Raw genomic sequence first — 26035 nt, 5'->3', positions numbered from 1 at the left:
TGCGTTGAGACGCGCGGCGTTCAAGGGGAGCGCGAGACAGCCTGTCGGTGGGGTCGAGGGTTTGAATGGAAAATTTGGGTAAGGAAGCTATGAAAACAATCAAGCGAGCCCTCATGGGTGTGCTGGCGATGAGCGGACTGCTTTTCGCCGGTGCCGCCCTGGCAGTGGGCGATGTTCCGGGCGGCCCTGCCGTCAACGAGATCAATCTCCAGCCGCCGGCGACGAAAATCGCTGAGGAGCTCTTCAGCCTCCACATGTTCATGCTGGTTCTGTGCCTGGTCATCTTCGTCGGCGTGTTCGGCGTGATGTTCTATTCGATCTTTGCGCACCGCAAATCGAAAGGCCACAAAGCTTCGAATTTCCACGAAAGCACCACCGTCGAAATCATCTGGACGATCGTACCGTTCGTCATCGTCGTGCTGATGGCGCTGCCGGCCACCAAGACCGTCGTCGCGATGAAAGACACCACGAATGCCGACCTCACCGTCAAGGTCACCGGCTATCAGTGGAAATGGGGCTACGACTACGTGAAGGGCCCGGGCGAAGGCATCAACTTCCTGTCCACGCTGGCCACGCCGCGTGCGGAAACCGATGGCCGCATGCCGATTTCCACCACGTATCTGCAGGAAGTCGACAACCCGCTGGTCGTCCCGGTCGACAAGAAAATCCGCATCATCACCACCGCGAACGACGTGGTCCACTCCTGGTACGTGCCGGCTTTCGGCGTGAAGCAGGACGCGATCCCGGGTTTCGTGCGCGACACGTGGTTCAAGGCTGACAAGACCGGCACGTTCCGCGGCTTCTGTACCGAACTGTGCGGCAAGGAACACGCGTTCATGCCGGTGGTGGTCGAAGTGCTGTCCGCCGACGACTACGCGAAGTGGGTCGAGACGCAGAAAGCGAAAATGGCCGCCGGCCAGGACGACCCGAACAAGACCTACACGATGGCCGAGCTGATGGAACGCGGCGGCAAGGTGTACACGGCGAACTGCGCGGTCTGCCACCAGCCGAACGGCAAGGGCGCGGGCGCATTCCCGGCGCTCGACGGCAGCAAGATCGCCAACGGTCCGATCGCCGGGCACGTCAGCCTGGTGCTGAAGGGCAAGAATGCGATGCCGTCGTGGGCGCCGACGCTGAACGACGTCGAAATCGCCTCGGTGATCACGTACGAACGTAACTCGTGGGGCAACCACACCGGCGACATTCTCCAGCCGAAGCAGATTCTGGATGCCCGTAACGGCAAGCTGCCGGAAGGCGGCAACCATCTGGCCGACGCAGCAGGCGCGGGCGCAGCGGCAAGCGGCGCGGAAGCGGCGTCGGGTGCGGCGGCAGCTTCGGGCGCGGACGCAGCGGCAGCCGGCTCGGACAGCGCGGCAGGCACGCAAGCGGCGCTGCCGGCCAGCATCTACTTCGACACCGGCAAGAGCACGCTGCCGGCCGACGCGAAAGCGGCGGTCGAAGCGGCCGCAGCCTACGCGAAGGCGCATCCGGACGCGAAATTCACGCTGTCGGGCTTCACCGACGCAACCGGCTCCGCCGATGTCAACGCGAAGCTCGCGAAGACCCGCGCCGAAGCCGTGCGCGACGCACTGAAAGCAGCCGGCATTGCCGAAGACCATATTATTTTAAAGAAGCCGGAAACGATCACGGGCGGCAGCGACGCGAAAGAAGCCCGGCGTGTTCAGATCAGCCCGGCCGCCTGACGTGTTCATGGTCAGCACCGCAGTATTCGCATTAGGAGATTGTCATGTCTAGCATCGGACACGATGTAACCGCGGGCCACGAGCACGTACACGGCGACCACGCTCACGAAACGCCGCATGGCTGGCGTCGTTGGCTGTTCGCAACCAATCACAAGGACATCGGTACGCTGTACCTGATCTTCTCGTTCACCATGTTCCTCTCCGGGGGCGTGATGGCGCTGATGATCCGTGCCGAGCTGTTCGAACCGGGTCTGCAGATCATGCGCCCCGAGTTCTTCAATCAGTTGACCACCATGCACGGCCTGATCATGGTGTTCGGCGCGATCATGCCGGCCTTCGTCGGCTTCGCGAACTGGATGATTCCGCTGCAGATCGGCGCGTCGGACATGGCGTTCGCGCGTATGAACAACTTCAGCTTCTGGCTGCTGCCGGTGGCCGCTGTGCTGCTGGTCGGCTCGTTCTTCGCACCGGGCGGCGCGACCGCCGCGGGCTGGACGCTGTACGCGCCGCTCTCCACGCAGATGGGCCCGGGCATGGACTTCGCGATTTTCGCGATCCACTTGATGGGCGCTTCGTCGATCATGGGCGGGATCAACATCGTCGTGACGATCCTGAACATGCGCGCACCCGGCCTCACGCTGATGAAGATGCCGATGTTCGTCTGGACGTGGCTGATCACCGCGTACCTGCTGATTGCGGTGATGCCGGTTCTGGCAGGCGCGATCACCATGGTGCTGTTCGATCGCCACTTCGGCACGTCGTTCTTCAACGCGGCAGGCGGCGGCGACCCGGTCATGTACCAGCACATCTTCTGGTTCTTCGGGCACCCCGAGGTGTACATCATGATCTTGCCAGCGTTCGGGATCGTGTCGCAGGTGATCCCGGCGTTCTCGCGCAAGCCGCTGTTCGGCTATAGCTCGATGGTGTACGCAACCTCGTCGATCGCGATTCTGTCGTTCATGGTCTGGGCGCACCACATGTTCGCCACCGGTATGCCGGTGACGGGCCAGTTGTTCTTCATGTACGCGACGATGCTGATCGCCGTGCCGACCGGCGTGAAGGTGTTCAACTGGGTCGCGACGATGTGGCGCGGTTCGTTGAGCTTCGAGACGCCGATGCTGTTCGCGGTCGGCTTCCTGCTGGTGTTTACGTTCGGCGGTCTGTCGGGCCTGATGCTGGCCATGGCGCCGCTCGACATCCAGTATCACGGCACTTATTTCGTGGTCGCGCACTTCCACTACGTGCTGGTGGCGGGGTCACTCTTCGCGCTGTTCTCGGGGTGGTACTACTGGGCGCCGAAGTGGACCGGCTGGATGTACAACGAAACGCGCGGCAAGATCCACTTCTGGGCGTCGATGTTCTTCTTCAACCTCGCGTTCCTGCCGATGCACTTCGTCGGTCTGGCCGGTATGCCGCGTCGTTACGCTGACTACCCGGCACAGTTCACCGACTGGAACCAGGTCATCTCGATCGGCGCGTTCGGCTTCGGTCTGGCACAGGTCTACTTCCTGTTCGCGGTTGCACTGCCGGCCTACCGTGGCGGCGGCGAACTCGAAAAAGCCGGCGACAAGCCGTGGGACGGCGCAACAGGCCTCGAATGGACCGTGCCGAGCCCGGCTCCGTTCCACACGTTCGAACACCCGCCGACCGTCGAGTAATCGGCAGTGGGGGAGGCAACCGGTTCCGGCTGCGGCGCGACATGTCGCCAGCGGAACCGGGGCAGCGGCTCAGGCGGCTACCACCCTGTAGTCACAAAAGTAGTCACAAAAATATTCAGAAAATCGAGCATGACGCGCAATCCACAGGAAAGACGGTCGCCGGAGCAGATTCGCGCGGGCAACAGGCGGATAGGTTGGGTGATGTTCGTCATCGCGGCGGTCTTTTTCGCGAGCGTCATCATCAAGCAGCGGTTCTTCACCTGACTCGGCCGTTGCCGTCTGTTCGCAGGTTTGTTGAGGATTGAGATGTCGACGCAACCGCCGGCTCAGGCCGACCGCTCTTTTAACCGTTCGATGCTGATCAAGCTGTTCGTCGTCGCGTTGATGATGTTCGGTTTCGGTTTCGCGCTGGTGCCCATGTACCGCGCGATCTGCCAGATCACCGGCATTAACAACCTCGTGCAGCGTGATGCCACGGCGCGCGAGGCGAAGAACACGCAGGTCGACATGAGCCGCACGATTTCGATCGAATTCGATGCGAACGCGCGCGGCCCACTGGGTTTCAAGCCGGAGCAACGCAGTCTCGACGTGCATCCGGGCGAAGTGACGACCGTGATGTACGAGGTCAGCAACGAACAGGCGCGCACGATTCAGGCGCAAGCCATTCCGAGCTACGCGCCGAAGCAGGCGACCGAGTACTTCAAGAAGATCGAATGTTTTTGCTTTACGCAGCAGACGTTGACGGCGAATCAGACGAGGCGGATGCCGGTGGTGTTCGTGGTCGATCCGAAACTGCCGAAAGACGTGAAGACGATCACGTTGTCGTACACGTTTTTTGAATTGAACACGCCGGCCGCGGCGACGGTCGGAAGCGCAACCCCCACGGCTAACACGGCCAATACGGCGGCAACGACCGCCAATCCGGCCTGACGGGTTACCCCCGCCCAGGCGAAGGAAACCGGGACAAGATGAGCGATAACGGCAGCGCCCCGCGCAAGAGTAGTTTTGGTCAGTCGATGCGGGCCGTGTTCTGGTCGTTTTTCGGAGTGCGCAAGCGTAGCGATCTGGAAGCCGACGCCACGCAACTGAACCCGCTGCATGTGATCGCGGCGGCGCTGATCTGCGCGGCCATTTTCATCGGCGTGTTGATCCTGGTCGTGCGCGCGGTGGTGGGCTGAGGCAGTCGGACGCAGCGGCAGTGAGGGGCGCAGCAGGGCCCACGAATTAGAGTGAAGCGGCGCGGGTTCGACGCGCCGCTGAAGATACAGCCGGAGATTCCGGAACAACTGGACTGAAGTGGAGAATCAAGAATGAGCGGTCAAAACGAGAGCCCGTACTATTTCGTACCGCATCCGTCGCGGCATCCGATCAGCGCCGCTGCCGGGTTGCTGGTCATGCTCGGATCGCTAGCGGCCTGGGTCAACGACCATGACTGGGCGCCGATCGGTGTCGTCGCCGGTCTGTTGTGGCTGCTCTATACGCTGTGGCACTGGTTCGGCGATGCGATCGCGGAATCGGAAGGCGGCATGTACGGCAAGAATGTCGACAAGTCGTACCGCTGGAGCATGAGCTGGTTCATCTTCTCCGAAGTGATGTTCTTCGGTGCGTTCTTCGGCGCGTTGTTCTATGCGCGTGAAATTGCGCTGCATCAACTGGGCAGCCTCGACTACAAGCTAATCTGGCCGGACTTTTCGGCGGTGTGGCCGAACAACGGTCCGGCAGCGCTGGTCTCGACCTTCAAGTCGATGCAGCCGTGGCCGGTGCCGACCATCAATACCGCGCTGCTGCTGTCGTCGGGCGCGACGTTGACGGTCTCGCACCATGCGCTGCGTGAAGATCATCGCAAGAAGGCGATCATCTGGCTGGCGGCTACGCTGGTGCTCGGCGTCTGCTTCCTGTTCCTGCAAGCCTTCGAGTATTTTCACGCGTACAACGAACTGAATCTGACGCTGTCGTCGGGCGTGTACGGTTCGACGTTCTTCCTGCTGACGGGCTTCCACGGTTTCCACGTGTTCCTCGGCGGCACGATGCTGGCGGTGGTGCTGGTGCGCTTGATTCGTGGCCACTTCACGGCGGAGCATCACTTCGCGTTCGAAGGCGCGGCGTGGTACTGGCACTTTGTGGACGTTGTGTGGCTCGGGCTGTACATCGTCGTGTACTGGCTGTAACGAGGTTGGGCAGTCTGGCCTGCGCCGACCGGCAAACCGGAATGTGTGCGGGCCGTTCGCGTGACGTTCTTCAGGACGTGGCGCACGAGCAGTATGCAAAGCACGTAAGCAGCGCCGCCCTCGACCCTGTCAGGGCGGCGTTTTGTTTGGCGGCGTGGGAAGCGTGGAGCGCTTGGAAGGCTTGATAAAGTCCGCCGGGCTCAGCGCCCGTACGGAATACCGGTCGACTGAATCCAGCCCATCCAGTGAGCGAACAGGATGAACAGGAACAACGAGATCGACAGGCCCACCCGCGTGGCGAGCGACCAGACCATCCGCTTGGTTTTGCCCTTGTCATGCATCATGAAATACAGCGCCGACACCATGCTGGCGATGATCAGAACGAAGGCGATGGGAACGAGAATGTGCATGGAACCAGCTGAAACCCGAAAGCGCAGAGGCAAGACGTTTATTATCGCACCGCGCGCCGGCGTTTGCCGTAGCTTCCAGGCGGCGTCGCGAGCGGCGACAGGGGAGTGCGGTCGATGAAATTCCGCCTCATTCCCGCTCTGCTGATTCTGCTGGTGATCGTGGTAACGGTGCGGCTCGGTTTCTGGCAGCGCGATCGCGCGCATCAGAAAGAAGCGCTCGAGGCGCATATCTCGCAGTTCGAGAGCGCGCCCGCGCAGACGCTGAGCAATACGCCGCTTGCACTGAAGGACATCGAATTTCATCGGGTGAAAGCGCGTGGCAGTTTCGTCGCGGACAAGGTCGTCTACCTCGATAATCGTCCGTATAACGATCAGCCGGGCTTTTACGTCGTGATGCCTTTTAAACTGGCCGACGGCGGCTACGTGCTGGTGAATCGCGGCTGGTTGCCGCGCAATATGAACAATCGCGAAACCATCGCGCCGTACAGTACGCCGCAGGGCGAGATTCAAATCGAAGGCATTGCGCGGGCCGACGCCACGCGCGCATTCGAGTTGGGGCAGGGCGGCTCGGCCGAGCATCAGTTGATCCGTCAGAATCTGGATACCGCCGCGTACGCCGCGGAAACCGGCTTGCCGCTGCAAGCGTTCGTGATCCAGCAATTGAGCGACGACGGCGACAAGCTGGTGCGCGATTGGCCCGCGCCCGACAACGGCGTCGAGCGCAATTACGGCTACATGTTCCAGTGGTGGGGCATGGCGGCCGCCGCGCTGGTGTTCGGTCTATATGCCGCGCGCCGGGCGGGCAGAAAAGCGCCGGTGTCCGGCGTATAACGCAAGCACAGCACAAGCGGTTTCGCGCGAGCTCCCCAAGGCACGACGCAAACCGCGCAATCATTGAAGTGAGGTCCCGTAGTGTCGACGCAATCTCCCCGTACGCCGCAAGCCGGCAAACCCGCCACGCCGAAAGCGATGCCAGGCCAGCCCAACGGCAAGGGCTCATGGCAACGCGGCCGCTGGGTCCTGCTGCTGCTGGCGGTCATTTGCGCGGCGCCGATCGTCGTGTCGTACTTTACGTATTACGTGATCAAGCCGACCGGCGGCAGCACGAGCTACGGCACGCTGGTCGAGCCCCAGCGGCCGATTCCAGACGCGCTGACGGTCACCGGTGAAGACGGCAAGCCGCTCAAGCTCGCGTCGCTGCGCGGCAAGTGGCTGATGATCTCGGTCGACAACAGCGCGTGCGACAAAGCCTGCGTCACGAAGCTCTACTTCATGCGACAAATCCGCACAGCTCAGGGCCCGGAACGCGAGCGCGTCGTGCAAGTGTGGCTGCGCACCGATGCAGGCAATGTCGGTGACGTGATACAAAAGGCGTATCCCGATACCGACATGCTGATCGCCGATCAGGCCCAGGTATCCGCCTGGTTGCCGACCGATATCGGCACCCAGGTGACCGACCACATTTATCTGGTCGATCCGAACGGCAATCTGATGATGCGTTTCCCGAAAGATCCGAACCCGAGCAAGATCAAGGGCGACGTGACCAAGCTGCTCAAATGGTCGAGCATCGGTTGATGCCGCAACCAAGGTAAGAGAGATGTTCGTACTGCAATTGGCCCTGATCGGCTTGTGTATCGCGTTGTTGCCGCTGTCCTACGTGTGGGTCAAGGCCGACGACAACAAATTCCGCAAGCTGGTCTGGCTCACCACTTTCCTGACGCTCGATCTGGTGATGTTCGGCGGCTTCACGCGCCTCACCGATTCCGGGCTCGGCTGTCCCGACTGGCCGGGGTGCTACGGCACGTCGTCGCCGTTTATCGCGCATGCGGCGATCAGCGCGGCGCATCAGTTGATGCCCACCGGGCCGGTCAGTTTGACGAAGGCGTGGATCGAAATGATCCACCGTTACTTCGCGATGGCGATCGGCGTGCTGATCATCGCGCAGACGATCATTGCGTGGACCGCGCGCATCAAGCGCCGTCCGCTGCATGTGTCGCCGTGGTGGCCGACTTCGCTGTTGCTGCTGATCCTCGTGCAGGGCGCGTTCGGTGCATGGACCGTGACCATGAAGCTGCAACCGATCATCGTGACCACGCATCTGCTGCTCGGCCTCGCGCTGCTCGGCACGCTCGGCTGGCTGGCCGCGCGGCAAACGCCGCTGCCCGCCTATGAGCCCGAAGCCGCTCGCTGGCGTGTCGCGGCGCTCGCGGGCCTCGCGCTGCTGGTCGCGCAGATCGCGTTGGGCGGCTGGGTCAGCACGAACTACGCGGTGCTCGCCTGTACCGACTTCCCGACCTGCAACGGCCAATGGATCCCGCCGATGGACTTCGCGCACGGCTTTCACCTGTGGCGCGCGCTCGGCATGACCGGCGACGGCGAGATGATCACGCAGGACGCGCTGGTGGCGATCCACTGGACGCATCGCACGTTTGCGATCGTGGTGGTCGCGTATCTGGTCTGGTTTGCGTTGAAACTGCGCCGTTTCGAGTCGCTGCGACGGCCGGCGAATGGCGTGCTGCTGGTGGTCCTGATCCAGTTCATCACCGGGTTGTCGAACATCGTTCTGCAATGGCCGTTGCCCATTGCAGTGGCGCATAACGGGGGGGCCGCCGTCCTGCTGCTTCTGCTCGTTATGTTAAACTTTCGGATCGCTTATAGCCGTCCCGGCCGCGCCGCGCTTCCCGCGCGCGATGCCGCGCCAGCGTGACTCCACATGGACAGCACAACACTCTCCCAAACGCCCGGCAGCCGGGTCTCCCAGTATCTCGCCCTGACGAAGCCGCGCGTCACGCAACTCGCCGTGTTCTGCGCCGTCATCGGTATGTTTCTGTCAACGCCCGGCATGGTGCCGTGGACCAAGCTGATCGGCGGCACCGTCGGTATCTGGCTGCTGGCCGGCGCCGCGTTCGCGATCAACTGCCTCGTCGAACAGAAAATCGACGCGAAGATGCGGCGCACGTCATGGCGTCCGTCGGCACGCGGCGAAATCACCACCCCGCAAATTCTGTCGTTCTCCGCCGTGCTCGGCGGGCTCGGCATGTGGACGCTCTACACGTTCGCGAATCCGCTGACCATGTGGCTCACGCTGGCCACTTTCGTCGGCTATGCGGTCATCTATACGCTGTTGCTCAAACCGGCCACGCCGCAGAACATCGTGATCGGCGGCGCTTCGGGCGCGATGCCGCCGGCGCTCGGTTGGGCCGCGGTCACCGGTCACGTGCCGGGCGACGCATGGATTCTGGTGCTGATCATTTTCGTGTGGACGCCGCCGCATTTCTGGGCGCTCGCGTTGTATCGCCGCAAAGACTACGAAAACGCCGGCCTGCCGATGCTGCCGAACACGCACGGCGAGCAGTACACGCGTCTGCATATTCTGCTGTACTCGGTAATCCTGTTCGCGGTCACGATGATGCCGTTCATCTCCGGCATGAGCGGCGTGGTGTACCTCGCGGCCGCCGTGCTGCTCGGCGCCCTATTCCTTGCGTACGCCTGGAAGATCTACCGGGAGTACTCGGACGATCTCGCGCGCAAGATGTTCCGTTATTCGATCGTCTATCTGTCGCTGCTGTTCGCCGCGCTGCTGATCGACCACTATGCGCGCGTCCTGATCGGCGCGTAACACCACACCATGTTCAAGAACCGCTTCGCACGCAGTGCGCGTGCCGCTGTGATGGCTTGCGCGCTCGGCGCCGCGTTGATCGCCGCAGGCTGTGGCAAACAGCCGCCGGCGTTCACGAATCTCGACATCACCGGCAATACGCAATTCGGCAGCAACTTCTCGTTGCCCGACACGTCCGGCCAGGTTCGTACCATGGCCGACTACAAGGGCAAAGTGGTGGTGCTGTTTTTCGGCTACACGCATTGCCCGGACGTTTGCCCGACCACCATGGCCGAGCTTTCGCAGGCGCTGCAGCAGCTTGGGCCGGACGCCGCGAAGCGTGTGCAGGTGCTGTTCGTCACCGTCGATCCCGAACGCGATACGCCGGCGTTGCTCGCGCAATATGTGCCGGCGTTCAACCCGACGTTCGTCGGTTTGCGTCCGGCGGATCAGGCGCAGCTCACCAAGATCACGAAAGACTTCCGCGTCTACTACGCGAAGGTGCCGGGCAAGACGCCGGACAGCTACACGATGGATCACACGGCCGCGAGCTACGTGTTCGATACGGACGGCAAGTTGCGTCTGTTCGCGCGCGACGGCCAAGGTGCAACGCCTTGGGTGCACGATATCAAGCTGCTGCTCGATTGATGCTGTGATGGAAGCGGGCGCGTGCTTGAAGCAGGTGCCCGTTTCGACTCGGTACGCGGCTCGGTTGAATTCGCGCCGCGTCAGACTTCAGCGCGTCAACTCCGCTCGCTTCATTCCTTCCGCCGTAACCCTCAAGCCGGCATCGGCAAATTCAAACCCGGCGCTAGCCGCGTCGCCTTGAACTCCGTCACCTCGTAGCGTGCGATCTGCTGCACCGCGAACGGGTCGCTGGCGAGAATCTCATCCAGTTTTTCACGCTCGACGCCCACCGCCAGAATGACGCCGCCATCGCGCGGCACCTTCGGTCCGGCCGCGATGAACACGCCTGCTTCGAACTGCCTTGTCAGAAACGCGCGATGTGCGTCGAGCACGTCGTCGACGCGTTCGAGCGATGCGATATAGCTCAGGTTGATGACGTACATGATGGTTCTCTTTTCTCCCAGGCGTCGATTATCGGTCAGCGGACGACTTATTGCGCGCGATCAACTCGAGCGCGTGCGATGCTGCGAAACAATCAGTTTCCTTACAACTTCCCTCAAGTTGGCCGCGTGCCATGCCGTTATAAATGGAGCAATCGTTTGCGGGCAGTCACGATGACGAAGCACGCGCCCGCACTCGCAAGCTGAAGCAAGCTGAAAACGGATCACACGAGAGAGACCATAACAATGAGCAGGATGAGTTTGAATCGCAAACTGTGGCTGTCGCTCGCCCTTGTCTGGCTGGGTTTGCTCGGCGTCGGGCTGTGGAGCGCGGTCGAAACGCGTAGCACGATGCTGGCCGAGCGCAAGGCGGGCATGGTGAACCTCGTCGACGCGGCGCAGGGCGTCGTGAACGGTTATTACACGCTGTCGCAGGGCGGCAAGATGAGCGAGGCCGACGCGCAGCGCGAAGCGCTCGCCCGTCTCGCGACCATGCGCTACGGCGAATCCGGCTATCTGTTCGTGATGGATTCGAAGCCGGTCGTGCTGATGCATCCGACGCTGCCGCAAATGACCGGCAAACCCGTCGGCGATTTCAAGGACCCGGACGGCAAGCTGTTGTATGTCGCAATCATCGACGCGGCCAAAGCAAGCGGCCGCGGCTTCGCCGAATATCGCGGACGTCTGCCGCATAGCGAAACGGCGGTGCCGAAGATCAGCTACGTGGTGCGTTTCGCGCCGTGGGACTGGAACATCACGAGCGGCGTGTTCATCAAGGACATCGACACCGTCTACTACGAGACGTTGTCGCTGCACCTGGCCGTGGTGCTGGTGATCGGCGCGATCATCACGCTCGCCATGCTGCTGATTATCCGCAACGTGCGCGCGAGCCTCGGCGGTGAGCCGGATCAGGCGGCGCGGATCGCGGCGAGTATCGCGCAAGGCGATCTGACGCAAGTCGTCGACGTGCGTCCGCATGACACCACCAGCATGATGGCGGCGATGCACGGCATGCAGGATCGCTTGCAACGGACCATCGGCGAGATTCGTCATTCGTCGGAATCGATTGCGTCGGCGACGCAGCAGATTGCCGCGGGCAATAACGATCTGTCGCAGCGCACCGAGCAGCAGGCCGCGTCGTTGCAGGAAACCGCGGCGAGCATGGAAGAGCTGACCGCGACGGTCAAGCAGAACGCCGACAACGCGCGTCAGGCGAGCGGGCTCGCGCACAACGCATCCGAAATCGCGACGCGCGGCAACGACGTGGTGAGCCGCGTGATCGGCACGATGGGTGAGATCAACGACAGTTCGCGGCAGATCGCGGACATCATCGGCGTGATCGAAGGGATCGCGTTTCAGACCAACATTCTCGCGTTGAACGCGGCCGTAGAAGCCGCGCGCGCCGGCGAACAGGGCCGTGGTTTCGCGGTCGTCGCGGGCGAGGTGCGCAGCCTCGCGCAGCGTTCCGGCACGGCGGCCAAGGAGATCAAGCAGTTGATCGGCGCGTCGGTGGAGCGCGTCCATAACGGCTCGACGCTGGTGCAGCAGGCCGGCACGACGATGGGCGAGATTCTGCAGGCCGTGCAGCGCGTGACCGACATCATGGGTGAGATTGCGGCGGCGTCTGAAGAGCAGAGCACGGGCATTGCGCAGGTCGGCCGTGCGGTCACGCAGATGGATGAAGTCACGCAGCAGAACGCCGCGCTGGTCGAGCAGGCTGCGGCGGCGGCCGCTTCGTTGCAGGATCAGGCAGGGCGGTTGCGCGATACGGTGAGTGCGTTCCGGGTGAATGGCGGGGCGGCCGCGGCGGCTGGTTCATCGGTCTCGTTGGCTGCGACGCGACTGGCAGCGGTCACTTCGCGCGACGCCAAACCGGCGGCGGCGCAAAGCGCTTCGAAGCGGGGCACTAACGCAACGGGCTCGGCGCGGACTCACACGCCGGCATCGGCATCGGTGCAGGTTGAACCGAAGTTGTCGGCGTCCGCCGCCGCGGCATCCACGACATCGAATGCGACGGCAGCGAGCGCGAAGCCCGCAGCGAACCCCAGGTCAACGCCGGCTCCGACACGCGTCTCCGCCGAGCCAGCAAAATCCGCCTCCTCCGACGAAGACTGGACCACGTTCTAACGTAGTCGAAGCCCAACCCAGCCGCGTGCCCATCCCGCACGCGGCCGCTCCCGATGCATACCTATATGCGATCGTGATATTTCCCATCTCGCCGGGCCTATGAGACCATTTACGGTCCAGTTGGCGCCGCACTGCCAAAAGCAGCACGCGCGCCAACTTTCACCCGAATCTGACACCGATCAGAGCGTCGATCAGCCCATCGGATCGACTGGAACCAGCGAGAATCAAATGCAGCGCAGAAACATCCTCAAAGCCCTCTCCGCAGTGATCGTCGGCGCGGCGATCGTGACCAGCGGCGGCGCCCATGCCGACGACAAAGTGATCAAGGTCGGCACCATCGGCGGCCCGGACGCACAAATCTGGGACGTCGTCACGAAAGTAGCGAAGCGCGAAGGCCTCAACGTGAAGGTCGTCGAATTCAACGACTACGTGCAGCCGAACGCCGCACTCGACGCGGGCGATCTCGACGCGAACAGCTTCCAGCATCAGCCCTACCTCGACAGCCAGGTGAAGCAGCGCGGCTATAAGATCGTCAACGCTGGTCTCACGTACATCTCGCCGCTCGGCATCTACTCGAAGAAGCTGAAGTCGGTGAAGGATCTGCCGCAAGGCGCGAAGGTCGCGGTGCCGAACGACCCGTCGAACGAAAATCGCGCGCTGCTGTTGCTGCAGGCGCAAGGCTTGATCAAGCTGAAGGCCGGTGCGGGCACGAACGGCAATAACGCCACGCCGCTCGACGTCGCCGAGAATCCGAAGAAGATCAAGCTCATCGAACTCGACGCCGCGCAACTGCCGCGTTCGCTGTCGGACGTCGACGCCGCCGTGATCAACACGAACTTCGCGCTGGCCGCTGGCCTGCAGCCGACCAAAGACGCGATCGCGCTCGAAGACATCCACAGCCCGTACGCGAACCTGATCGCCGTGCGCGCGCAGGACAAGGACAAGCCGTGGGTGAAGAAGCTGGTCGCCGCGTATCAGTCGGAAGACGTGCGTCAGTTCATCAAGACGCAGTTCAAGGGTTCGATGGTTCCGTCGTTCTAAGCTAGCTACAACTCCAACTCCCATCGCTCGATCGTCAGATCCTTGCCGAAGCGGCGCTCCGGCGCCGTGCCGGCCAGCGTAAAACCGGCGCGCTCACACAGGCGCCGTGGCTCCGCAAGCGAAAGCGCCGTGGTCAACGTGAGCTTCGTGTAGCCCGCGCGCCGCGCGAAACGCACACATTCGCCGATCAATTGCGTGCCGATGCCGAGCCGCTGCAAATCCGGCTCGACCCACAACAGCCGCACGCCCGCCACCGTCGTCGACACCCCGACGATGCACACCGAGCCGACCACCACGCCCTCCTGATCGGCGACCCAGCACATCTCGCGCACCGGATCGCCGCGCTGCGTGTAGTCCGCGACGACCCGCGCCAGCAATCCCTCGAACGAACGATCCCAGCCGTATTGCGCGGCAAACCATTGCGCCTGCCGATGCACGAGCCAGCCGCATTCGCCGGGACGCGGTTGCCGCAGCAGCACGAGCTCATGCGACGGCTGAGCGCGCAGCAGCCGCTCGATCAGCTTCATCGCACCGATCAACTGTTCCTGGGAGAGTGGCGTCAGACCTTCGAGCAGCGCCGACACTTCTTCGATCGCCGCGGTATCGAGCGGCGCGTAGGCCGCGTGGCCGTTGTCGGTGAGGGCGATCAACGACTGCCGTGCATCCGTATCCGACGGGCGCCGCGTGATCAGATTGCGTCGTTCGAAGCTGGTCAGCAGGCGGCTCAGATAACCGCTATCGAGGCCGAGCGCGCGCCCGAGCACCGAGGCCGTTTGCGCATGTCCGCGAGAGAGTTCGTGCAGCACGCGCACTTCCGTCAGCGAAAACGCGCTCTTTGCCAAGTGCTCGTGCAGCGCGCCAATGTGCTGGGTGTAGAAGCGGTTGAAATGGCGGACGGCCTGAGCGCGCCGCAGCGCCTCGGAATCGGTCAAATGCTGCTCCCCGGGGAATTTTTATGGCCTCGTATCCAGCACTATATTGGAAGGTATCCCATTAAAAAAGCCGCGCCGATCGCGAGGTAGACGCACTGGTATCAGACAGGTATCGATCGCGGTTTTCATCAGACCAGTTGGGGACCGGCATGGGCTCCACCGATACGCTTTCGGAAGCCCGAATACGGGTAAGTCCTGGGCTCCGGAAAGCCCCGTCCAGCACCTTCTCAAATCCCGCAAACGCTTGCTGTATAAGGCTTTCAGGCGGTCCAGACCAACTTGATACCAGTTGATTGACTGGTATTATGTTGGTTATATAATGGGCTCTCATTTTTCGTCGGCCGACATCCCTGCAACGGCCCCCGGAGCCCCATGGAAACTCGCTGGTCCGCACTGACGCCTGACGCCCGCAACGTCACGCCGCTCTATTTGCAGCTCGCGCGCAATCTGGCGACGGCGATCCATTGTGGTGTCTGGTCGGCGGGGGAGGCGCTGCCGTCGGAGCGCACGTTGTCGGACGCGATCGGCGTGTCGCGCATCACCGCGCGCAAGGCGATCGAACTGCTGGTCGAGCAAGGCTTGATCCGGCGCGCTCGCGGCGCGGGCAGCTTCATTACGCCGCGGGTCGAAGATCCGCTGTCGCGCCTCACCGGTTTCACGAAGAAGATGCAGCAACGCGGTTTCCGCCCGGATTCGGTGTGGCTCGAGCGCGATATCCGCGCCGCCAATCGGGACGAACTGGTGCATCTGGGTCTGTCGCCCGGCGCGGCGGTGGCGAGTTTGCGGCGCCTGCGGCGCGCGGACGGCATCGTGATGGCAGTCGAGCATTCCGCGCTGCCGGCGGCGATCGTGCCCGACCCGCAAGCGATCGGCGTGTCGCTCTACGCGCATCTTGAACAACGCGGCCAGGCCGTGGTACGCGCGTTGCAGCACTTCCGGGCGGTCAACGCGTCGAGCGAGATTGCTTCGCTGATGGATATCGAACCGCGCTCCGCGCTGCTGGTCATTACCCGTATCGGCTATAGCGCGGACCAGCGCGCCATCGAACTGACCGACACGTATTGCCGCGACGATTACTACGACTTCGTCGCTGAATTGCGAACCTGACTGGCTGATCTGCCGGCGAGCCGCGAGGTCCACCGGGCGACGCGGCGACATCGAGCGCGATTCAGCCACACCCCGTATTACGCCTGACCAGAGAGACTCATGCTGACCGGAAACATACTCACCACCGATGGGTGGATTCACGGCACGCTCGAATACGAAAACGGCCGCATCACGGGACTGACCGGCGTTCGCGCCGATCCGTCGACGAACGACGCGCCGTACATCCTGCCCGGCTTCATCGATCTGCACGTGCATGGCGGCGGCGGTTCCGACGTGATGGAAGCCGGCGACGCGATCGAGACGATCACCCGCACGCATGCGCGCTACGGCACCACCAGCCTGCTGGCTACGACCATGACCGCGCCGCGTGACGAACTGATGGCCGTGGTCGCCGGTCTCGGCGACGTCGCGCGAATCCGTACGCCAGGCGGCGCGCGCGTGCTCGGCGTGCATCTGGAAGGGCCGTACATCAACCCCGGCAAACTCGGCGCGCAACCGGACGCCGCGGTCTCCGCGGTGATGGAGGAAGTGCTGAAGTATCTGTCGATCGCGCCGATTCGCGTGGTCACGCTGGCGCCGGAAATTGCCGGCCACATGGAGATCATCTCCGCGATGGCGGCGCGCGGCGTGCGCGTGCAGCTCGGCCATTCGCTCGGCACCTACGACGACGCCGTCGCCGCGCTCAAGCACGGTGCCTGCGGCTTCACGCATCTGTTCAACGCGATGTCGCCGCTGCATCACCGCAATCCCGGCCTTGTCGGCGCCGCGCTCGCGCACGCCGAATTCGCCGAAATCATTCCTGATCTGCTGCACGTGCATCCGGGCGCGATCCGCGCCGCGTTGCGCGCGATTCCGCGTCTGTATGTGGTGACGGACAGCACCTCGGCCACCGGCATGCCGGACGGCGAATACCGCCTCGGCAGCCAGCACGTCACCAAGTGCCTCGGCGGCGTGCGCCTTGCCGACGGCACGCTCGCGGGCAGCACGCTGACCATGGATCAGGCGCTGCGCAATCTCGTCTCGATCGGCCTGCCGATCGCCGATGTATCAAACCGTTTGTCGCGCTACGCCGCCGACTATCTCGGCATCGAAGACCGCGGCCGCATCGCGCGCGGCGCGTGGGCCGATGTGGTCGTGTTCGATCGTGAACTGGCGTTGACCGCGACTTACGTCGAAGGAGAAGCAATTGTCGAATATGCTTAAAGAGGCGTTGGCGTCCGCTGAAACGGTCGCCGCGCAACTCACGGATACCTCGCGCGTGGAGGCTTTGGCCACGAAGCTCGCGCAGCAGCCGCGCCATGTCGCGCTCACCGTCGCGCGCGGCAGCTCGGACCACGCGGCGAGCTATTTCGCCAGTCTGACGATGAGCCGCCTCGGCGTGCCGGTCGCGTCGCTGCCCATGTCGGTCGCGACGCTCCAGCAAGCGCCGCTGCAAGTGCGCGATCAGCTCGCGCTGGCGTTCTCGCAATCGGGCAAGAGCCCGGATCTGGTCGGCACGATGCAAGCGCTCCGCGAAGCCGGCGCGCTGACCGTCGCCGCAGTGAATGCGCCCAGCTCGCCGTTGGCCGATGCGTGCGAATGGCATCTGCCGCTCGTCGCCGGTCCCGAATTGAGCGTTGCGGCCACCAAAAGCTATATCGCGATGCTATCGATCTCCGCGCAACTGGTCGCGCATTGGCAACAAGACGCCGACCTGCTCGCCGCGTTGAACACGCTGCCTGACGCGCTGCAAACGGCGGGCACGCTCGACTGGTCGAAGGCCGTCGACGAATTGCGCGGCGTCGAACGCATGATCGTGATCGGCCGTGGTCTGGGTCTCGCGATCGCGCAGGAAGCCGCGTTGAAACTGAAGGAAACCTCCGGCATTCAGGCCGAAGCGTTTTCGAGCGCGGAAGTGCGTCATGGTCCGATGGAATTGATCGACCGCGACTATCCGCTGCTGGTCTTCGCGCCGCGCGGCCCGGAACAGGCCGGCCTGCTGCAACTCGCCCGCGACATGCGCGCGCGCGGCGCCAACGTGCTGCTCGCCGCGCCGTCCGACGTGGCCGAAGCCACGCTGCCGCTCGCGACCACCGCTCATGCGGCGCTCGATCCGATCGCCGCGATCCTGTCCTTTTACGTGATGGCCGCCGGCCTTGCCGCCGCGCGCGGGCGCAATCCCGATGCGCCGCGCCATCTCAACAAAGTCACCGAAACTCACTGACGAGAAATCAGATGCGACGTGTCGAGGAGTCCCGCTTGATGAGCCCCACTGCTGGCCATATTGTTTTGCTCGCGCCGATGACCGGTCCGGTCGTGCCGCTGGCGAAGGTGCCCGACCCTGTGTTTTCGGGCGGCATGTTCGGCGACGGCATCGGCATCGATCCGCTCGAGGGCCGACTCGTCGCGCCGTGCGACGGCACCGTCACCCATCTCGCGCGCACGGGTCATGCGGTCACGCTGGCCACCGCCGAAGGCGCGGAGATCCTGCTGCATATCGGTATCGACACAGTCGAACTGAACGGCAAGGGTTTTGCGCCGATGGTCGCGCAAGGCGCGCATGTGCGTGCCGGCGACATCCTGATCGAGTTCGATCAGGACCAGGTCGCGCTGAACGCGCCGAGCCTGGTGTCGGTGATCGCGATTGCCAATTCGGACGCGTTCGAAATCGTCGAACGTGTGGAAGGCGGCATGCTGAAGGCCGGTGAAACGCCGCTGCTGGTGCTGCGTGCCCGCGACGGCGCAGTCGCCGAAGCATCCCGCCAGGCGAGCGCTACGAACGTGACGGAAGAAGCGCGTCAGCGGGTCACGCTGGTTCACGCCGGTGGTCTGCATGCACGTCCGGCGGCACGTGCCCGCGAAGCGGCGCGTGGTTTCGACGCGCGCGTCGAAGTGCGTTACGAAGGGCGCAAGGCGGCGATCGAAAGCGTGGTCGGTTTGCTCGGGCTGGGTGCGGGCGAAGGCGCGACCGTCGAGTTGCTCGGCGTCGGCCCGCAAGCCAAAGCCGCAATCGAAGCGATCGCCCATGAATTGACGCGTGAAGCGCACGGTGAAGTCGAAGAAAAGCCGGCCCGTCAAAGCTCGCCCGCGCCGCAAGCGGTGGCGCATCCGGCAGGTGAAGCGCTCGCGCCGAATACGCTCGCGGGCGTGTGCGCGGCGCCGGGCGTCGCGGTCGGCAAGCTGGTGCGCTGGGACGACGCGGACATCGATCCGCCGGAGAAGGCGAACGGCACGTCGGCGGCGGAAAGCCGTCTGCTCGACAAGGCGATTGCCACCGTCGACGCGGACCTCGGCACGACCGTGCGCGATGCGTCGCAACGCGGCGCGGTCGGAGAAGCGGGGATTTTCGCGGTGCATCGCGTGTTGCTCGAAGATCCGACGCTGCTCGACGCGGCGCGCGACCTGATCAGCCTCGGCAAGAGCGCCGGTTTTGCGTGGCGCGACGCGATCCGCGCACAGATTGCGATCCTGTCGAATATCGAAGACGCGTTGCTCGCCGAACGTGCCGCCGATCTGCGCGATATCGAAAAACGCGTGCTGCGCGCGCTGGGTTATACGAACGCTGCAGCGCGTGTGTTGCCGGAAGAAGCCGTGCTCGCGGCGGAAGAATTCACGCCGTCGGATCTGTCGACGCTGGATCGCTCGCGCGTCACTGCGCTGGTGATGGCGCGCGGCGGTGCGACCTCGCACGCGGCGATTCTGGCGCGGCAGGCCGGGATTCCCGCGCTGGTTGCCGTCGGCGATGCATTGCACGCGATTCCCGACGGCACGCAAGTCGTGGTGAACGCGACCACCGGCCGCCTGGAGTTCGCGCCGACCGAAGTCGATGTGGAACGCGCGCGCACGGAACGCAGCCGCCTTGCCAACGTGCGCGAAGTGAACCGCCGCACATCGCAGCAAGCCGCCGTGACCGCCGACGGCCGCGCGATCGAAGTGGCCGCGAACATCGCCACGCTCGACGACGCCAAAATCGCTGTCGACAACGGCGCCGATTCCGTCGGCCTGTTGCGCACCGAACTGCTGTTCATTCACCGCGCGTCGGCACCGACCACGGACGAACATCGGCAGAGCTATCAGTCGATCGTCGACGCATTGAGCGGCCGCACCGCGATCATCCGCACGCTCGACGTCGGCGCCGACAAGGAAGTCGATTACCTGACGCTGCCGCCCGAACCGAATCCGGCGCTCGGCCTGCGCGGCATTCGCCTCGCGCAAGTGCGCCCGGATCTGCTCGACGATCAGTTGCGCGGTCTGCTGGCCGTGCAGCCGCTCGGCGCCGTACGCATTTTGCTGCCGATGGTGACCGACGCCGGCGAGTTGATCCGCATCCGCAAACGCATCGACGAATTCGCCCGCGAGTTGGGCCGCACGGAACCGATCGAAGTCGGCGTGATGATCGAAGTGCCGTCGGCGGCCTTGCTGGCCGATCAGTTGTCGCAGTACGCGGACTTTCTGTCGATCGGCACCAACGATCTGACGCAATACACGCTCGCAATGGACCGCTGCCAGGCCGACCTCGCCGCGCAAGCCGACGGCTTGCATCCGGCCGTGTTGCGCCTGATCGCGGCCACCGTGCAGGGCGCGGCCAAGCACGGCAAATGGGTCGGCGTGTGCGGCGCGCTGGCAGGCGATCCGGTGGCGATGCCGCTGCTCGTCGGCCTCGGCGTGACCGAGCTGTCGGTCGATCCGGTATCGGTGCCGGGCATCAAAGCGCGCGTGCGCAATCTCGATTATCAGTTGTGTCGCCAGCGCGCCCAGGATGCCTTGGCGCTCGAATCGGCACAGGCGGTAAGAGCAGTAAGCCGCGAAACCTGGCCGCTGGACTGAGCACCCCACAGTCCGCAGCCGGCTTCGCACAACGATGACGTGAAGCTAGAAAATTCAACGACAAACAGTCGACCACGAGACTAAGGATTGGAGGTATCGATGGATGGGAATCCGTTTCTGAAGATTCAGCGCCTGGGACGCGCGCTGATGCTGCCGATTGCGGTGCTGCCGGTTGCCGGCTTGCTGCTGCGCCTCGGCCAACCCGATGTGTTCAACATCAAGATGATCGCCGACGCCGGCGGCGCGATTTTCGACAACCTGCCGCTGCTGTTCGCGATCGGTGTGGCGGTCGGTTTCGCGAAAGATAACAACGGCGTGGCGGGTCTCGCGGGCGCGATCGGTTATCTGATCGAAGTCGCGGTGATGAAGGACATCAACGACAAGCTCAACATGGGCGTGTTGTCGGGGATTATCGCGGGTGTTGTCGCGGGCTTGTTGTACAACAAGTACAAGGACATCAAGCTGCCCGATTACCTCGCGTTCTTCGGAGGGAAACGCTTCGTGCCGATTGTCACGGGGCTGGTCTGCCTGGTGCTCGGCATAGCGTTCGGGTACGTGTGGCAACCGGTGCAAGCCGTGATCGATACGGCCGGCCATTGGCTGACCACCGCGGGTGCGCTCGGCGCGTTCGTGTTCGGCGTGCTGAACCGTCTGCTGCTCGTCACGGGTCTGCATCACATTCTCAATTCGCTGACGTGGTTCGTGTTCGGCACGTTCACGCCGCCGGGCGGCGTTGCGGTGACTGGCGACCTGCATCGCTTCTTCGCCGGCGATCCGACGGCCGGTACGTTCATGACGGGCTTCTTCCCGGTCATGATGTTCGGTCTGCCGGCCGCCTGTCTGGCGATGTTCCATGAAGCACCGAAGGAACGCCGTGCGATGGTTGGCGGCTTGCTGTTCTCGATGGCGCTGACCTCGTTCCTGACGGGCGTGACCGAGCCGATCGAATTCAGCTTCATGTTCCTGGCACCGGTGCTGTACGTGATTCACGCGCTGTTGACCGGCTTGTCGCTTGCGATCTGCTCGGCGCTCGGCATTCACCTCGGCTTCACGTTCTCGGCCGGCGCGATCGACTACGTGCTGAACTACGGCCTGTCAACGAAGGGCTGGATGGCGATTCCGATCGGTATCGTGTATTCGGTCGTGTATTACGGGCTGTTCCGCTTCTTCATCCGCAAGTTCAACATGGCGACGCCGGGTCGCGAACCCGCTGCCGTGGATGAGCAGGTCGGATCGTTCGAGGCCGGTGGTTTCGTTTCGCCGGTGGCCGGTGCGGCAGTGCCGCGTGCGCAGCGGTATATCGCGGCGCTGGGTGGCGCGGCGAATCTGTCGAACGTGGATGCCTGCACGACGCGTTTGCGTTTGTCGGTGGTCGATTCGAATCTGGTCTCTGAGAACGATCTGAAGACGATCGGCGCGCGTGGCGTGCTCAAGCGCGGTTCGGGCAATGTGCAGGTGATCATCGGGCCGGAAGCGGACATCATCGCGGATGAAATTCGTACGGTGATCGCGCAAGGTGGTGGTGAGACGGTGAAGGCGGCGAGTGTTGCGCCGGCTGCTGCTGTTGCTGCGCCGGTGGCGGTTGCGGGTGGGCACGGTGGTCCGCTCGATCCGGATCCGCTGCGCTGGCTCGCCGTGTTCGGCGGCGCGGGCAACGTGGTGTCGCTGGACGCGGTCGCGGCGACGCGTTTGCGTGTGGTCGTGCGCGATCCGTCGGCGGTGGATCGTCAGCGGCTTGCTACGCTCGATACGGCGTGGATCTCGGCGGATACGTTCCATATCGTCGTGGGCGATTCGGCGCAGCGCTACGCGGCGGTGCTGGCGACGCGTATGTCGTCAAATGGCGGCGCTGCTTCGCCTTTGCCGGCGTGATGCTGTGATCGTGTGATGGCGTGACTGCGTCGTAACGGAGTGGGGCGGCTCGCGCCGTCTCTACTCAAGCCGACGCAGCACGCAGCAATAAAAAACGGCACCTTGATTCAAGGTGCCGTTTTTGCGTTAACCGACCGGCTTCATCGCAGCCGGTCCACATCGCCTCAGCGCGTCTTCACCTTAGCTTCCACCGGCGTGCGCGACTCCAGCCACATCACATTGATGATGCCGAACGCCAACGCCACGCCGATCCCAAGCAGCCAACTGAAATACCACATCACAAACTCCTGTTAAAAGCGTAATGCCGTTCAATACATCGAATGCTGGTTTTCTTCGAGCGCGGCGGCGGTCACCTTGCCGCGCATCACGCGATACACCCAACTGGTGTAAATCAGGATCAGCGGCAGGAAGATGATGACGGCCACCAGCATGATCTGCAGCGTCATGCGGCTCGACGTCGAATCCCACACGGTGAGGCTGCTGCGACCGTCGAGCGACGACGGCATGATGAACGGGAACATCGAAAAGCCCGCCGTCAGAATCACGCCGATGATCATCAGCGAGGTCGACAGAAACGCGCTTTTCTCGAACCGCGAGCGTGCCAGCAGCAACGCCAGCACACCGCCCACCAGGCCCGCCACCGGCGCGGCCACCATCCACGGATAGTTCGCGTAGTTGGTGAGCCACAGCCCAGGCGCGCCGATCACGTTCTTCATCAGCGGATTGGCGACTGAATCGAGCGGCGGGGCGTCGATCACCTGATAGCCGCCGATCACCGTCGCGATCAGCACACCGGCAATCAGGAACAGCACCACGCCCACCAGCGACGCGATCCGCAGCGCGAGCGAGGCCCGCTCGGCCACCACGCCGTCCGACTTCATCTTCACGAAGGCCGCGCCGTGCGCCGCCAGCATCGACACGCTCACCAGCCCGCACAACACCGCGAACGGATTGAGCAGCGCGAAGAAGCCGCCGTGATAGGTGACGCGCAGGTCGGTATCGAACGAGAACGGCACGCCTTGCAGCAGGTTGCCGAACGCGACGCCGATTACCAGCGAAGGCACGAAGCCGCCGACGAACAACGCCCAGTCCCACGCGCTGCGCCAGCGCGGGTCTTCGCGTTTGCTGCGGTAGTCGAAGCCGACCGGCCGGAAGAACAGCGAGAACAGCACCAGCAACATCGCGAAGTAGAAGCCCGAGAACGAGGCCGCGTACACCAGCGGCCACGCCGCGAACATCGCGCCGCCGGCCGTGATGAACCACACCTGGTTGCCTTCCCACGTCGCGCCGACCGTGTTCACGACAATGCGTCGCTCGGTGTCCGTTTTCGCGATGAACGGCAGCAGAATCGCCGCGCCCATGTCGAAGCCGTCGGTGAGCGCGAAGCCGATCAGCAGCACGCCGATCAGCACCCACCAGATCAGTTTGAGGGTTGCGTAATCCATGATGATCTTTTCCCTTGATGCTCAGTGGCGGCGCATCAGGCGGCCGTGTTGGTCGGCAGCGGCTGATTCAGCGGCTGTTCCAGTTCGTGGTGGTAGCGGCCCGTATGCAGCGACGACGGCCCCAGGCGCGCGTACTTGAACATCAGCATGATTTCGATGATGAACAACACCGTGTAGAACACCACGAAGCCGCCGATGCTCAGATACAGATCGGTCGGCGTCAGGCTCGACGCGGAGAGGCTGGTCGGCAAGATGCCGGCAATGGTCCACGGTTGACGGCCCACTTCAGCCACGATCCAGCCGAACTCGGCCGCGAGCCACGGCAACGGAATCGCCCACACCGCCCAGCGCAGGAACCAGCGACGCTTTTCCAGCAGCAGCGAGCGTTGCGCGCAGAACCAGAACGCCGTCACGAAGGTCGCGAGGAACAGGATGCCGAGGCCGACCATCAGGCGGAACGAGAAGAACACGGGAGCGACCGGCGGAATCGTCTTCTTCGCCGCCTGGACGATCTGGTCCGGCGTGGCGTCGGTGACGTTCGCGGTGAACTGCTTGAGCATCAGGCCGTAGCCGAGGTCTTTCTTGTGGGCGTCGAAGGCGGCTTTGGCTTCGTCGGTGGCGTCGCCCTGCTTGAGCTTCTGCAGCGCGGCGTAGGCCAGCATGCCGTTCTTGATGCGCACTTCGTTTTGCGCCATCAGGTCTTTCAGGCCGACCACGGGTTCATCGACCGAGCGGGTGGCGATCAGGCCGAGCGCGTACGGAATCCGGATCGCGTAGTCCGTGCGCTCTTCCTTCTGATTCGGAATACCGATGATCGTGAACGGTGCCGGCGCCGGCGCGGTTTCCCATTCGGATTCGATCGCGGCCAGTTTCACTTGCTGGACTTCACCGGTGCGATAGCCGGACTCGTCACCGAGCACGATCACGCACAGCGTCGACGCCAGACCGAAGCCGGCGGCAATCGCGAACGAGCGCAGCGCGAATTCGGTGTCGCGGCGCTTGAGCAGATACCACGACGACACGCCAAGCACGAACATCGACGCCGTCACATAACCGGCCGACACGGTATGCACGAACTTCACCTGCGCGACCGGGTTGAACAGCACGGAGAAAATACTGTCGAGCTCCATCCGCATGGTCTGGTAGTTGAAGGTGGCGCCGACCGGATTGTTCATCCAGCCGTTGGCCACCAGAATCCACAGCGCGGACAGATTCGAGCCGAGCGCGACGAGGAACGTGACCATCACGTGCTGCACTTTCGAGAGCCGGTTCCAGCCGAAGAAGAACAGACCCACGAAGGTCGATTCCAGGAAGAACGCCATCAAGCCTTCAACGGCGAGCGGCACACCGAAAATATCGCCGACGTAGTGCGAGTAGTACGACCAGTTGGTGCCGAACTGGAATTCCAGCGTGAGCCCGGTGGTCACACCCATCGCGAAGTTGATCCCGAACAGCTTGCCCCAGAACTGGGTCATGTCCTTGTAGATCTGCTTGCCGGTCATCACATAGACGGATTCCATGATGACGAGCAGCCACGACAGGCCGAGCGTGAGTGGCACGAACAGAAAGTGATAAAGCGCCGTGATGGCGAACTGGAGGCGCGATAGTTCTACGACTTCGCTAACGGGCATGTTGATCACCTTGGGACGGATGGGAGGCCGGCACGGACAACAGCGCCTGCGCGACCTGTTCAGGCGGCAGCGACATGTGCTCCGCCTGCGGATGATTGAAAAATGCGTATTTGAGCGCCATCAGCAGGGCAAATTTGATGGCAAGGACGATGGCGATGTCCCGCGCCAACGTCGGACCGCGCACCCAGCGGTCGAACCGTTTGCGCAGGTTCGAGCGGGGGCGGTTGTTGCGTTTGAGGGCTATGGTCATGATCGGTCGAAGGCGACTTCTCGCCGGTGTGTCCGGCTGGATCCAGGCCGCTTGAGCGGTCTGGCGAGTGCATCCCGATTCTAGGAGCAGAACCCTATGCGCATCATTTCAGCGCTGCGGCATTGGGTCGCTACGCTCGCCCCGTCTGAACAGTATTGCTGTCTGGTTTGTGATACGTCAAGAAAACGTATGCCGGGTAGGCAAGGCCACGAGCGGGTTG

General features: G+C 63.4%; 25 protein-coding genes. 18 read left to right on the top strand and 7 right to left on the bottom strand.

The window, feature by feature from the left end; genetic code table 11:
- Nucleotides 1–65 precede the first annotated feature (65 nt).
- The 6 genes from coxB to GGD40_RS10830 all read left to right on the top strand — a co-directional run bounded on the left by coxB (nucleotide 66) and on the right by GGD40_RS10830 (nucleotide 5529).
- On the top strand, nucleotides 66–1703 hold the full coding sequence (coxB, locus tag GGD40_RS10850) for a cytochrome c oxidase subunit II (RefSeq protein WP_179743683.1): 1638 nt from the start codon (nucleotides 66–68) through the stop codon (nucleotides 1701–1703).
- Between the two features lie 44 nt (nucleotides 1704–1747).
- Entirely contained in the window at nucleotides 1748–3361 is a 1614-nt protein-coding gene (gene ctaD, locus GGD40_RS10845; protein ID WP_035553671.1) for a cytochrome c oxidase subunit I, read from the top strand.
- Nucleotides 3362–3490: 129 nt separating this feature from the next.
- Nucleotides 3491–3625, top strand: a complete 135-nt coding sequence (locus tag GGD40_RS36665) for a cytochrome oxidase small assembly protein (RefSeq protein ID WP_035553669.1) — start codon at nucleotides 3491–3493, stop codon at nucleotides 3623–3625.
- A gap of 42 nt (nucleotides 3626–3667) precedes the next feature.
- Nucleotides 3668–4291: a cytochrome c oxidase assembly protein gene (locus GGD40_RS10840; RefSeq protein WP_179743680.1), complete on the top strand. Its 624-nt coding sequence runs from the start codon at nucleotides 3668–3670 to the stop codon at nucleotides 4289–4291.
- A 38-nt stretch (nucleotides 4292–4329) separates the two neighbouring features.
- On the top strand, nucleotides 4330–4539 hold the full coding sequence (locus GGD40_RS10835; RefSeq protein ID WP_179707056.1) for a DUF2970 domain-containing protein: 210 nt from the start codon (nucleotides 4330–4332) through the stop codon (nucleotides 4537–4539).
- A 132-nt stretch (nucleotides 4540–4671) separates the two neighbouring features.
- Nucleotides 4672–5529: a cytochrome c oxidase subunit 3 gene (locus GGD40_RS10830; protein ID WP_179707055.1), complete on the top strand. Its 858-nt coding sequence runs from the start codon at nucleotides 4672–4674 to the stop codon at nucleotides 5527–5529.
- Between the two features lie 200 nt (nucleotides 5530–5729).
- Here GGD40_RS10830 and GGD40_RS10825 read toward each other — a convergent pair whose 3' ends face one another.
- Entirely contained in the window at nucleotides 5730–5939 is a 210-nt protein-coding gene (locus GGD40_RS10825) for a twin transmembrane helix small protein (RefSeq protein ID WP_007179452.1), read from the bottom strand.
- Nucleotides 5940–6053: 114 nt separating this feature from the next.
- On the opposite strand from GGD40_RS10825, the gene GGD40_RS10820 reads away from it, so the two are divergent.
- From GGD40_RS10820 to GGD40_RS10800, 5 genes are all read left to right on the top strand, one after another.
- Entirely contained in the window at nucleotides 6054–6770 is a 717-nt protein-coding gene (locus tag GGD40_RS10820) for an SURF1 family protein (RefSeq protein ID WP_179743678.1), read from the top strand.
- An 81-nt stretch (nucleotides 6771–6851) separates the two neighbouring features.
- The gene (locus GGD40_RS10815) at nucleotides 6852–7514 is read left to right on the top strand and encodes an SCO family protein (protein WP_179707051.1); all 663 of its coding nucleotides are present in this window, start codon (nucleotides 6852–6854) and stop codon (nucleotides 7512–7514) included.
- A gap of 22 nt (nucleotides 7515–7536) precedes the next feature.
- Nucleotides 7537–8646, top strand: a complete 1110-nt coding sequence (locus GGD40_RS10810) for a COX15/CtaA family protein (RefSeq protein WP_179743676.1) — start codon at nucleotides 7537–7539, stop codon at nucleotides 8644–8646.
- Between the two features lie 6 nt (nucleotides 8647–8652).
- Nucleotides 8653–9558, top strand: coding sequence for a heme o synthase (cyoE, locus tag GGD40_RS10805; RefSeq protein ID WP_176059151.1), 906 nt, complete (start codon nucleotides 8653–8655; stop codon nucleotides 9556–9558).
- Nucleotides 9559–9567: 9 nt separating this feature from the next.
- On the top strand, nucleotides 9568–10185 hold the full coding sequence (locus GGD40_RS10800; RefSeq protein WP_179743674.1) for an SCO family protein: 618 nt from the start codon (nucleotides 9568–9570) through the stop codon (nucleotides 10183–10185).
- A 131-nt stretch (nucleotides 10186–10316) separates the two neighbouring features.
- Here the strand turns inward: GGD40_RS10800 and GGD40_RS10795 are convergent, their stop codons facing one another.
- Nucleotides 10317–10607: a YciI family protein gene (locus GGD40_RS10795; protein ID WP_179743672.1), complete on the bottom strand. Its 291-nt coding sequence runs from the start codon at nucleotides 10605–10607 to the stop codon at nucleotides 10317–10319.
- Between the two features lie 243 nt (nucleotides 10608–10850).
- Here GGD40_RS10795 and GGD40_RS10790 point away from each other — a divergent pair, with 243 nt between their 5' ends.
- Nucleotides 10851–12731, top strand: coding sequence for a methyl-accepting chemotaxis protein (locus GGD40_RS10790; RefSeq protein ID WP_257030392.1), 1881 nt, complete (start codon nucleotides 10851–10853; stop codon nucleotides 12729–12731).
- A 228-nt stretch (nucleotides 12732–12959) separates the two neighbouring features.
- The gene (locus GGD40_RS10785; protein ID WP_179707043.1) at nucleotides 12960–13772 is read left to right on the top strand and encodes a MetQ/NlpA family ABC transporter substrate-binding protein; all 813 of its coding nucleotides are present in this window, start codon (nucleotides 12960–12962) and stop codon (nucleotides 13770–13772) included.
- Between the two features lie 5 nt (nucleotides 13773–13777).
- Here the strand turns inward: GGD40_RS10785 and GGD40_RS10780 are convergent, their stop codons facing one another.
- A complete protein-coding gene (locus GGD40_RS10780; RefSeq protein ID WP_179707042.1) occupies nucleotides 13778–14704 on the bottom strand; it encodes a bifunctional helix-turn-helix transcriptional regulator/GNAT family N-acetyltransferase in 927 nt (308 codons plus the stop codon).
- A gap of 372 nt (nucleotides 14705–15076) precedes the next feature.
- On the opposite strand from GGD40_RS10780, the gene GGD40_RS10775 reads away from it, so the two are divergent.
- The 5 genes from GGD40_RS10775 to nagE all read left to right on the top strand — a co-directional run bounded on the left by GGD40_RS10775 (nucleotide 15077) and on the right by nagE (nucleotide 22489).
- Nucleotides 15077–15811: a GntR family transcriptional regulator gene (locus GGD40_RS10775; RefSeq protein ID WP_179743668.1), complete on the top strand. Its 735-nt coding sequence runs from the start codon at nucleotides 15077–15079 to the stop codon at nucleotides 15809–15811.
- Nucleotides 15812–15910: 99 nt separating this feature from the next.
- Nucleotides 15911–17014 carry an N-acetylglucosamine-6-phosphate deacetylase gene (gene nagA / locus GGD40_RS10770; protein WP_179743665.1) on the top strand — a complete coding sequence of 368 codons (1104 nt, stop codon included), beginning with the start codon at nucleotides 15911–15913 and terminating at the stop codon, nucleotides 17012–17014.
- Nucleotides 17007–18014, top strand: coding sequence for an SIS domain-containing protein (locus GGD40_RS10765; RefSeq protein WP_179744924.1), 1008 nt, complete (start codon nucleotides 17007–17009; stop codon nucleotides 18012–18014). Before nagA ends, GGD40_RS10765 begins: the two co-directional genes overlap by 8 nt.
- A gap of 11 nt (nucleotides 18015–18025) precedes the next feature.
- The gene (gene ptsP / locus GGD40_RS10760; RefSeq protein WP_179743663.1) at nucleotides 18026–20617 is read left to right on the top strand and encodes a phosphoenolpyruvate--protein phosphotransferase; all 2592 of its coding nucleotides are present in this window, start codon (nucleotides 18026–18028) and stop codon (nucleotides 20615–20617) included.
- Nucleotides 20618–20716: 99 nt separating this feature from the next.
- Nucleotides 20717–22489, top strand: coding sequence for an N-acetylglucosamine-specific PTS transporter subunit IIBC (gene nagE, locus GGD40_RS10755; RefSeq protein ID WP_179743662.1), 1773 nt, complete (start codon nucleotides 20717–20719; stop codon nucleotides 22487–22489).
- A gap of 164 nt (nucleotides 22490–22653) precedes the next feature.
- Here the strand turns inward: nagE and cydX are convergent, their stop codons facing one another.
- The 4 genes from cydX to cydP are packed head-to-tail and all read right to left on the bottom strand — an operon-like array spanning nucleotide 22654 to nucleotide 25815.
- Nucleotides 22654–22767, bottom strand: a complete 114-nt coding sequence (gene cydX, locus GGD40_RS10750; protein WP_179743659.1) for a cytochrome bd-I oxidase subunit CydX — start codon at nucleotides 22765–22767, stop codon at nucleotides 22654–22656.
- A 30-nt stretch (nucleotides 22768–22797) separates the two neighbouring features.
- The gene (gene cydB, locus GGD40_RS10745; protein WP_179743657.1) at nucleotides 22798–23934 is read right to left on the bottom strand and encodes a cytochrome d ubiquinol oxidase subunit II; all 1137 of its coding nucleotides are present in this window, start codon (nucleotides 23932–23934) and stop codon (nucleotides 22798–22800) included.
- Nucleotides 23935–23969: 35 nt separating this feature from the next.
- Entirely contained in the window at nucleotides 23970–25565 is a 1596-nt protein-coding gene (locus GGD40_RS10740) for a cytochrome ubiquinol oxidase subunit I (RefSeq protein WP_179707036.1), read from the bottom strand.
- The gene (cydP, locus tag GGD40_RS10735) at nucleotides 25555–25815 is read right to left on the bottom strand and encodes a cytochrome oxidase putative small subunit CydP (RefSeq protein ID WP_179707034.1); all 261 of its coding nucleotides are present in this window, start codon (nucleotides 25813–25815) and stop codon (nucleotides 25555–25557) included. The genes GGD40_RS10740 and cydP overlap by 11 nt, the downstream gene beginning before the upstream one ends.
- Nucleotides 25816–26035: the final 220 nt, after the last annotated feature.

It is taken from the genome of Paraburkholderia bryophila (assembly GCF_013409255.1).
Lineage (GTDB): Bacteria > Pseudomonadota > Gammaproteobacteria > Burkholderiales > Burkholderiaceae > Paraburkholderia.
This window is presented reverse-complemented; position numbering and strand designations above follow the sequence as displayed.

Excerpts from the sequence above, each read along its gene's own strand:
- GGD40_RS10775 (WP_179743668.1), top strand. The coding sequence starts at position 15,077 with ATGGAAACTCGCTGGTCCGCACTGACGCCTGACGCCCGCAACGTCACG.
- nagE (WP_179743662.1), top strand. The coding sequence starts at position 20,717 with ATGGATGGGAATCCGTTTCTGAAGATTCAGCGCCTGGGACGCGCGCTG.
- GGD40_RS10810 (WP_179743676.1), top strand. The coding sequence starts at position 7,537 with ATGTTCGTACTGCAATTGGCCCTGATCGGCTTGTGTATCGCGTTGTTG.
- GGD40_RS10785 (WP_179707043.1), top strand. The coding sequence starts at position 12,960 with ATGCAGCGCAGAAACATCCTCAAAGCCCTCTCCGCAGTGATCGTCGGC.
- ptsP (WP_179743663.1), top strand. The coding sequence starts at position 18,026 with ATGCGACGTGTCGAGGAGTCCCGCTTGATGAGCCCCACTGCTGGCCAT.
- GGD40_RS10825 (WP_007179452.1), bottom strand. The coding sequence starts at position 5,939 with ATGCACATTCTCGTTCCCATCGCCTTCGTTCTGATCATCGCCAGCATG.
- nagA (WP_179743665.1), top strand. The coding sequence starts at position 15,911 with ATGCTGACCGGAAACATACTCACCACCGATGGGTGGATTCACGGCACG.
- GGD40_RS10840 (WP_179743680.1), top strand. The coding sequence starts at position 3,668 with ATGTCGACGCAACCGCCGGCTCAGGCCGACCGCTCTTTTAACCGTTCG.
- GGD40_RS10830 (WP_179707055.1), top strand. The coding sequence starts at position 4,672 with ATGAGCGGTCAAAACGAGAGCCCGTACTATTTCGTACCGCATCCGTCG.
- cydB (WP_179743657.1), bottom strand. The coding sequence starts at position 23,934 with ATGGATTACGCAACCCTCAAACTGATCTGGTGGGTGCTGATCGGCGTG.
- GGD40_RS36665 (WP_035553669.1), top strand. The coding sequence starts at position 3,491 with ATGACGCGCAATCCACAGGAAAGACGGTCGCCGGAGCAGATTCGCGCG.
- GGD40_RS10835 (WP_179707056.1), top strand. The coding sequence starts at position 4,330 with ATGAGCGATAACGGCAGCGCCCCGCGCAAGAGTAGTTTTGGTCAGTCG.
- GGD40_RS10795 (WP_179743672.1), bottom strand. The coding sequence starts at position 10,607 with ATGTACGTCATCAACCTGAGCTATATCGCATCGCTCGAACGCGTCGAC.
- cydX (WP_179743659.1), bottom strand. The coding sequence starts at position 22,767 with ATGTGGTATTTCAGTTGGCTGCTTGGGATCGGCGTGGCGTTGGCGTTC.
- cydP (WP_179707034.1), bottom strand. The coding sequence starts at position 25,815 with ATGACCATAGCCCTCAAACGCAACAACCGCCCCCGCTCGAACCTGCGC.
- GGD40_RS10820 (WP_179743678.1), top strand. The coding sequence starts at position 6,054 with ATGAAATTCCGCCTCATTCCCGCTCTGCTGATTCTGCTGGTGATCGTG.
- coxB (WP_179743683.1), top strand. The coding sequence starts at position 66 with ATGGAAAATTTGGGTAAGGAAGCTATGAAAACAATCAAGCGAGCCCTC.
- ctaD (WP_035553671.1), top strand. The coding sequence starts at position 1,748 with ATGTCTAGCATCGGACACGATGTAACCGCGGGCCACGAGCACGTACAC.
- cyoE (WP_176059151.1), top strand. The coding sequence starts at position 8,653 with ATGGACAGCACAACACTCTCCCAAACGCCCGGCAGCCGGGTCTCCCAG.
- GGD40_RS10740 (WP_179707036.1), bottom strand. The coding sequence starts at position 25,565 with ATGCCCGTTAGCGAAGTCGTAGAACTATCGCGCCTCCAGTTCGCCATC.
- GGD40_RS10790 (WP_257030392.1), top strand. The coding sequence starts at position 10,851 with ATGAGCAGGATGAGTTTGAATCGCAAACTGTGGCTGTCGCTCGCCCTT.
- GGD40_RS10765 (WP_179744924.1), top strand. The coding sequence starts at position 17,007 with ATGCTTAAAGAGGCGTTGGCGTCCGCTGAAACGGTCGCCGCGCAACTC.
- GGD40_RS10800 (WP_179743674.1), top strand. The coding sequence starts at position 9,568 with ATGTTCAAGAACCGCTTCGCACGCAGTGCGCGTGCCGCTGTGATGGCT.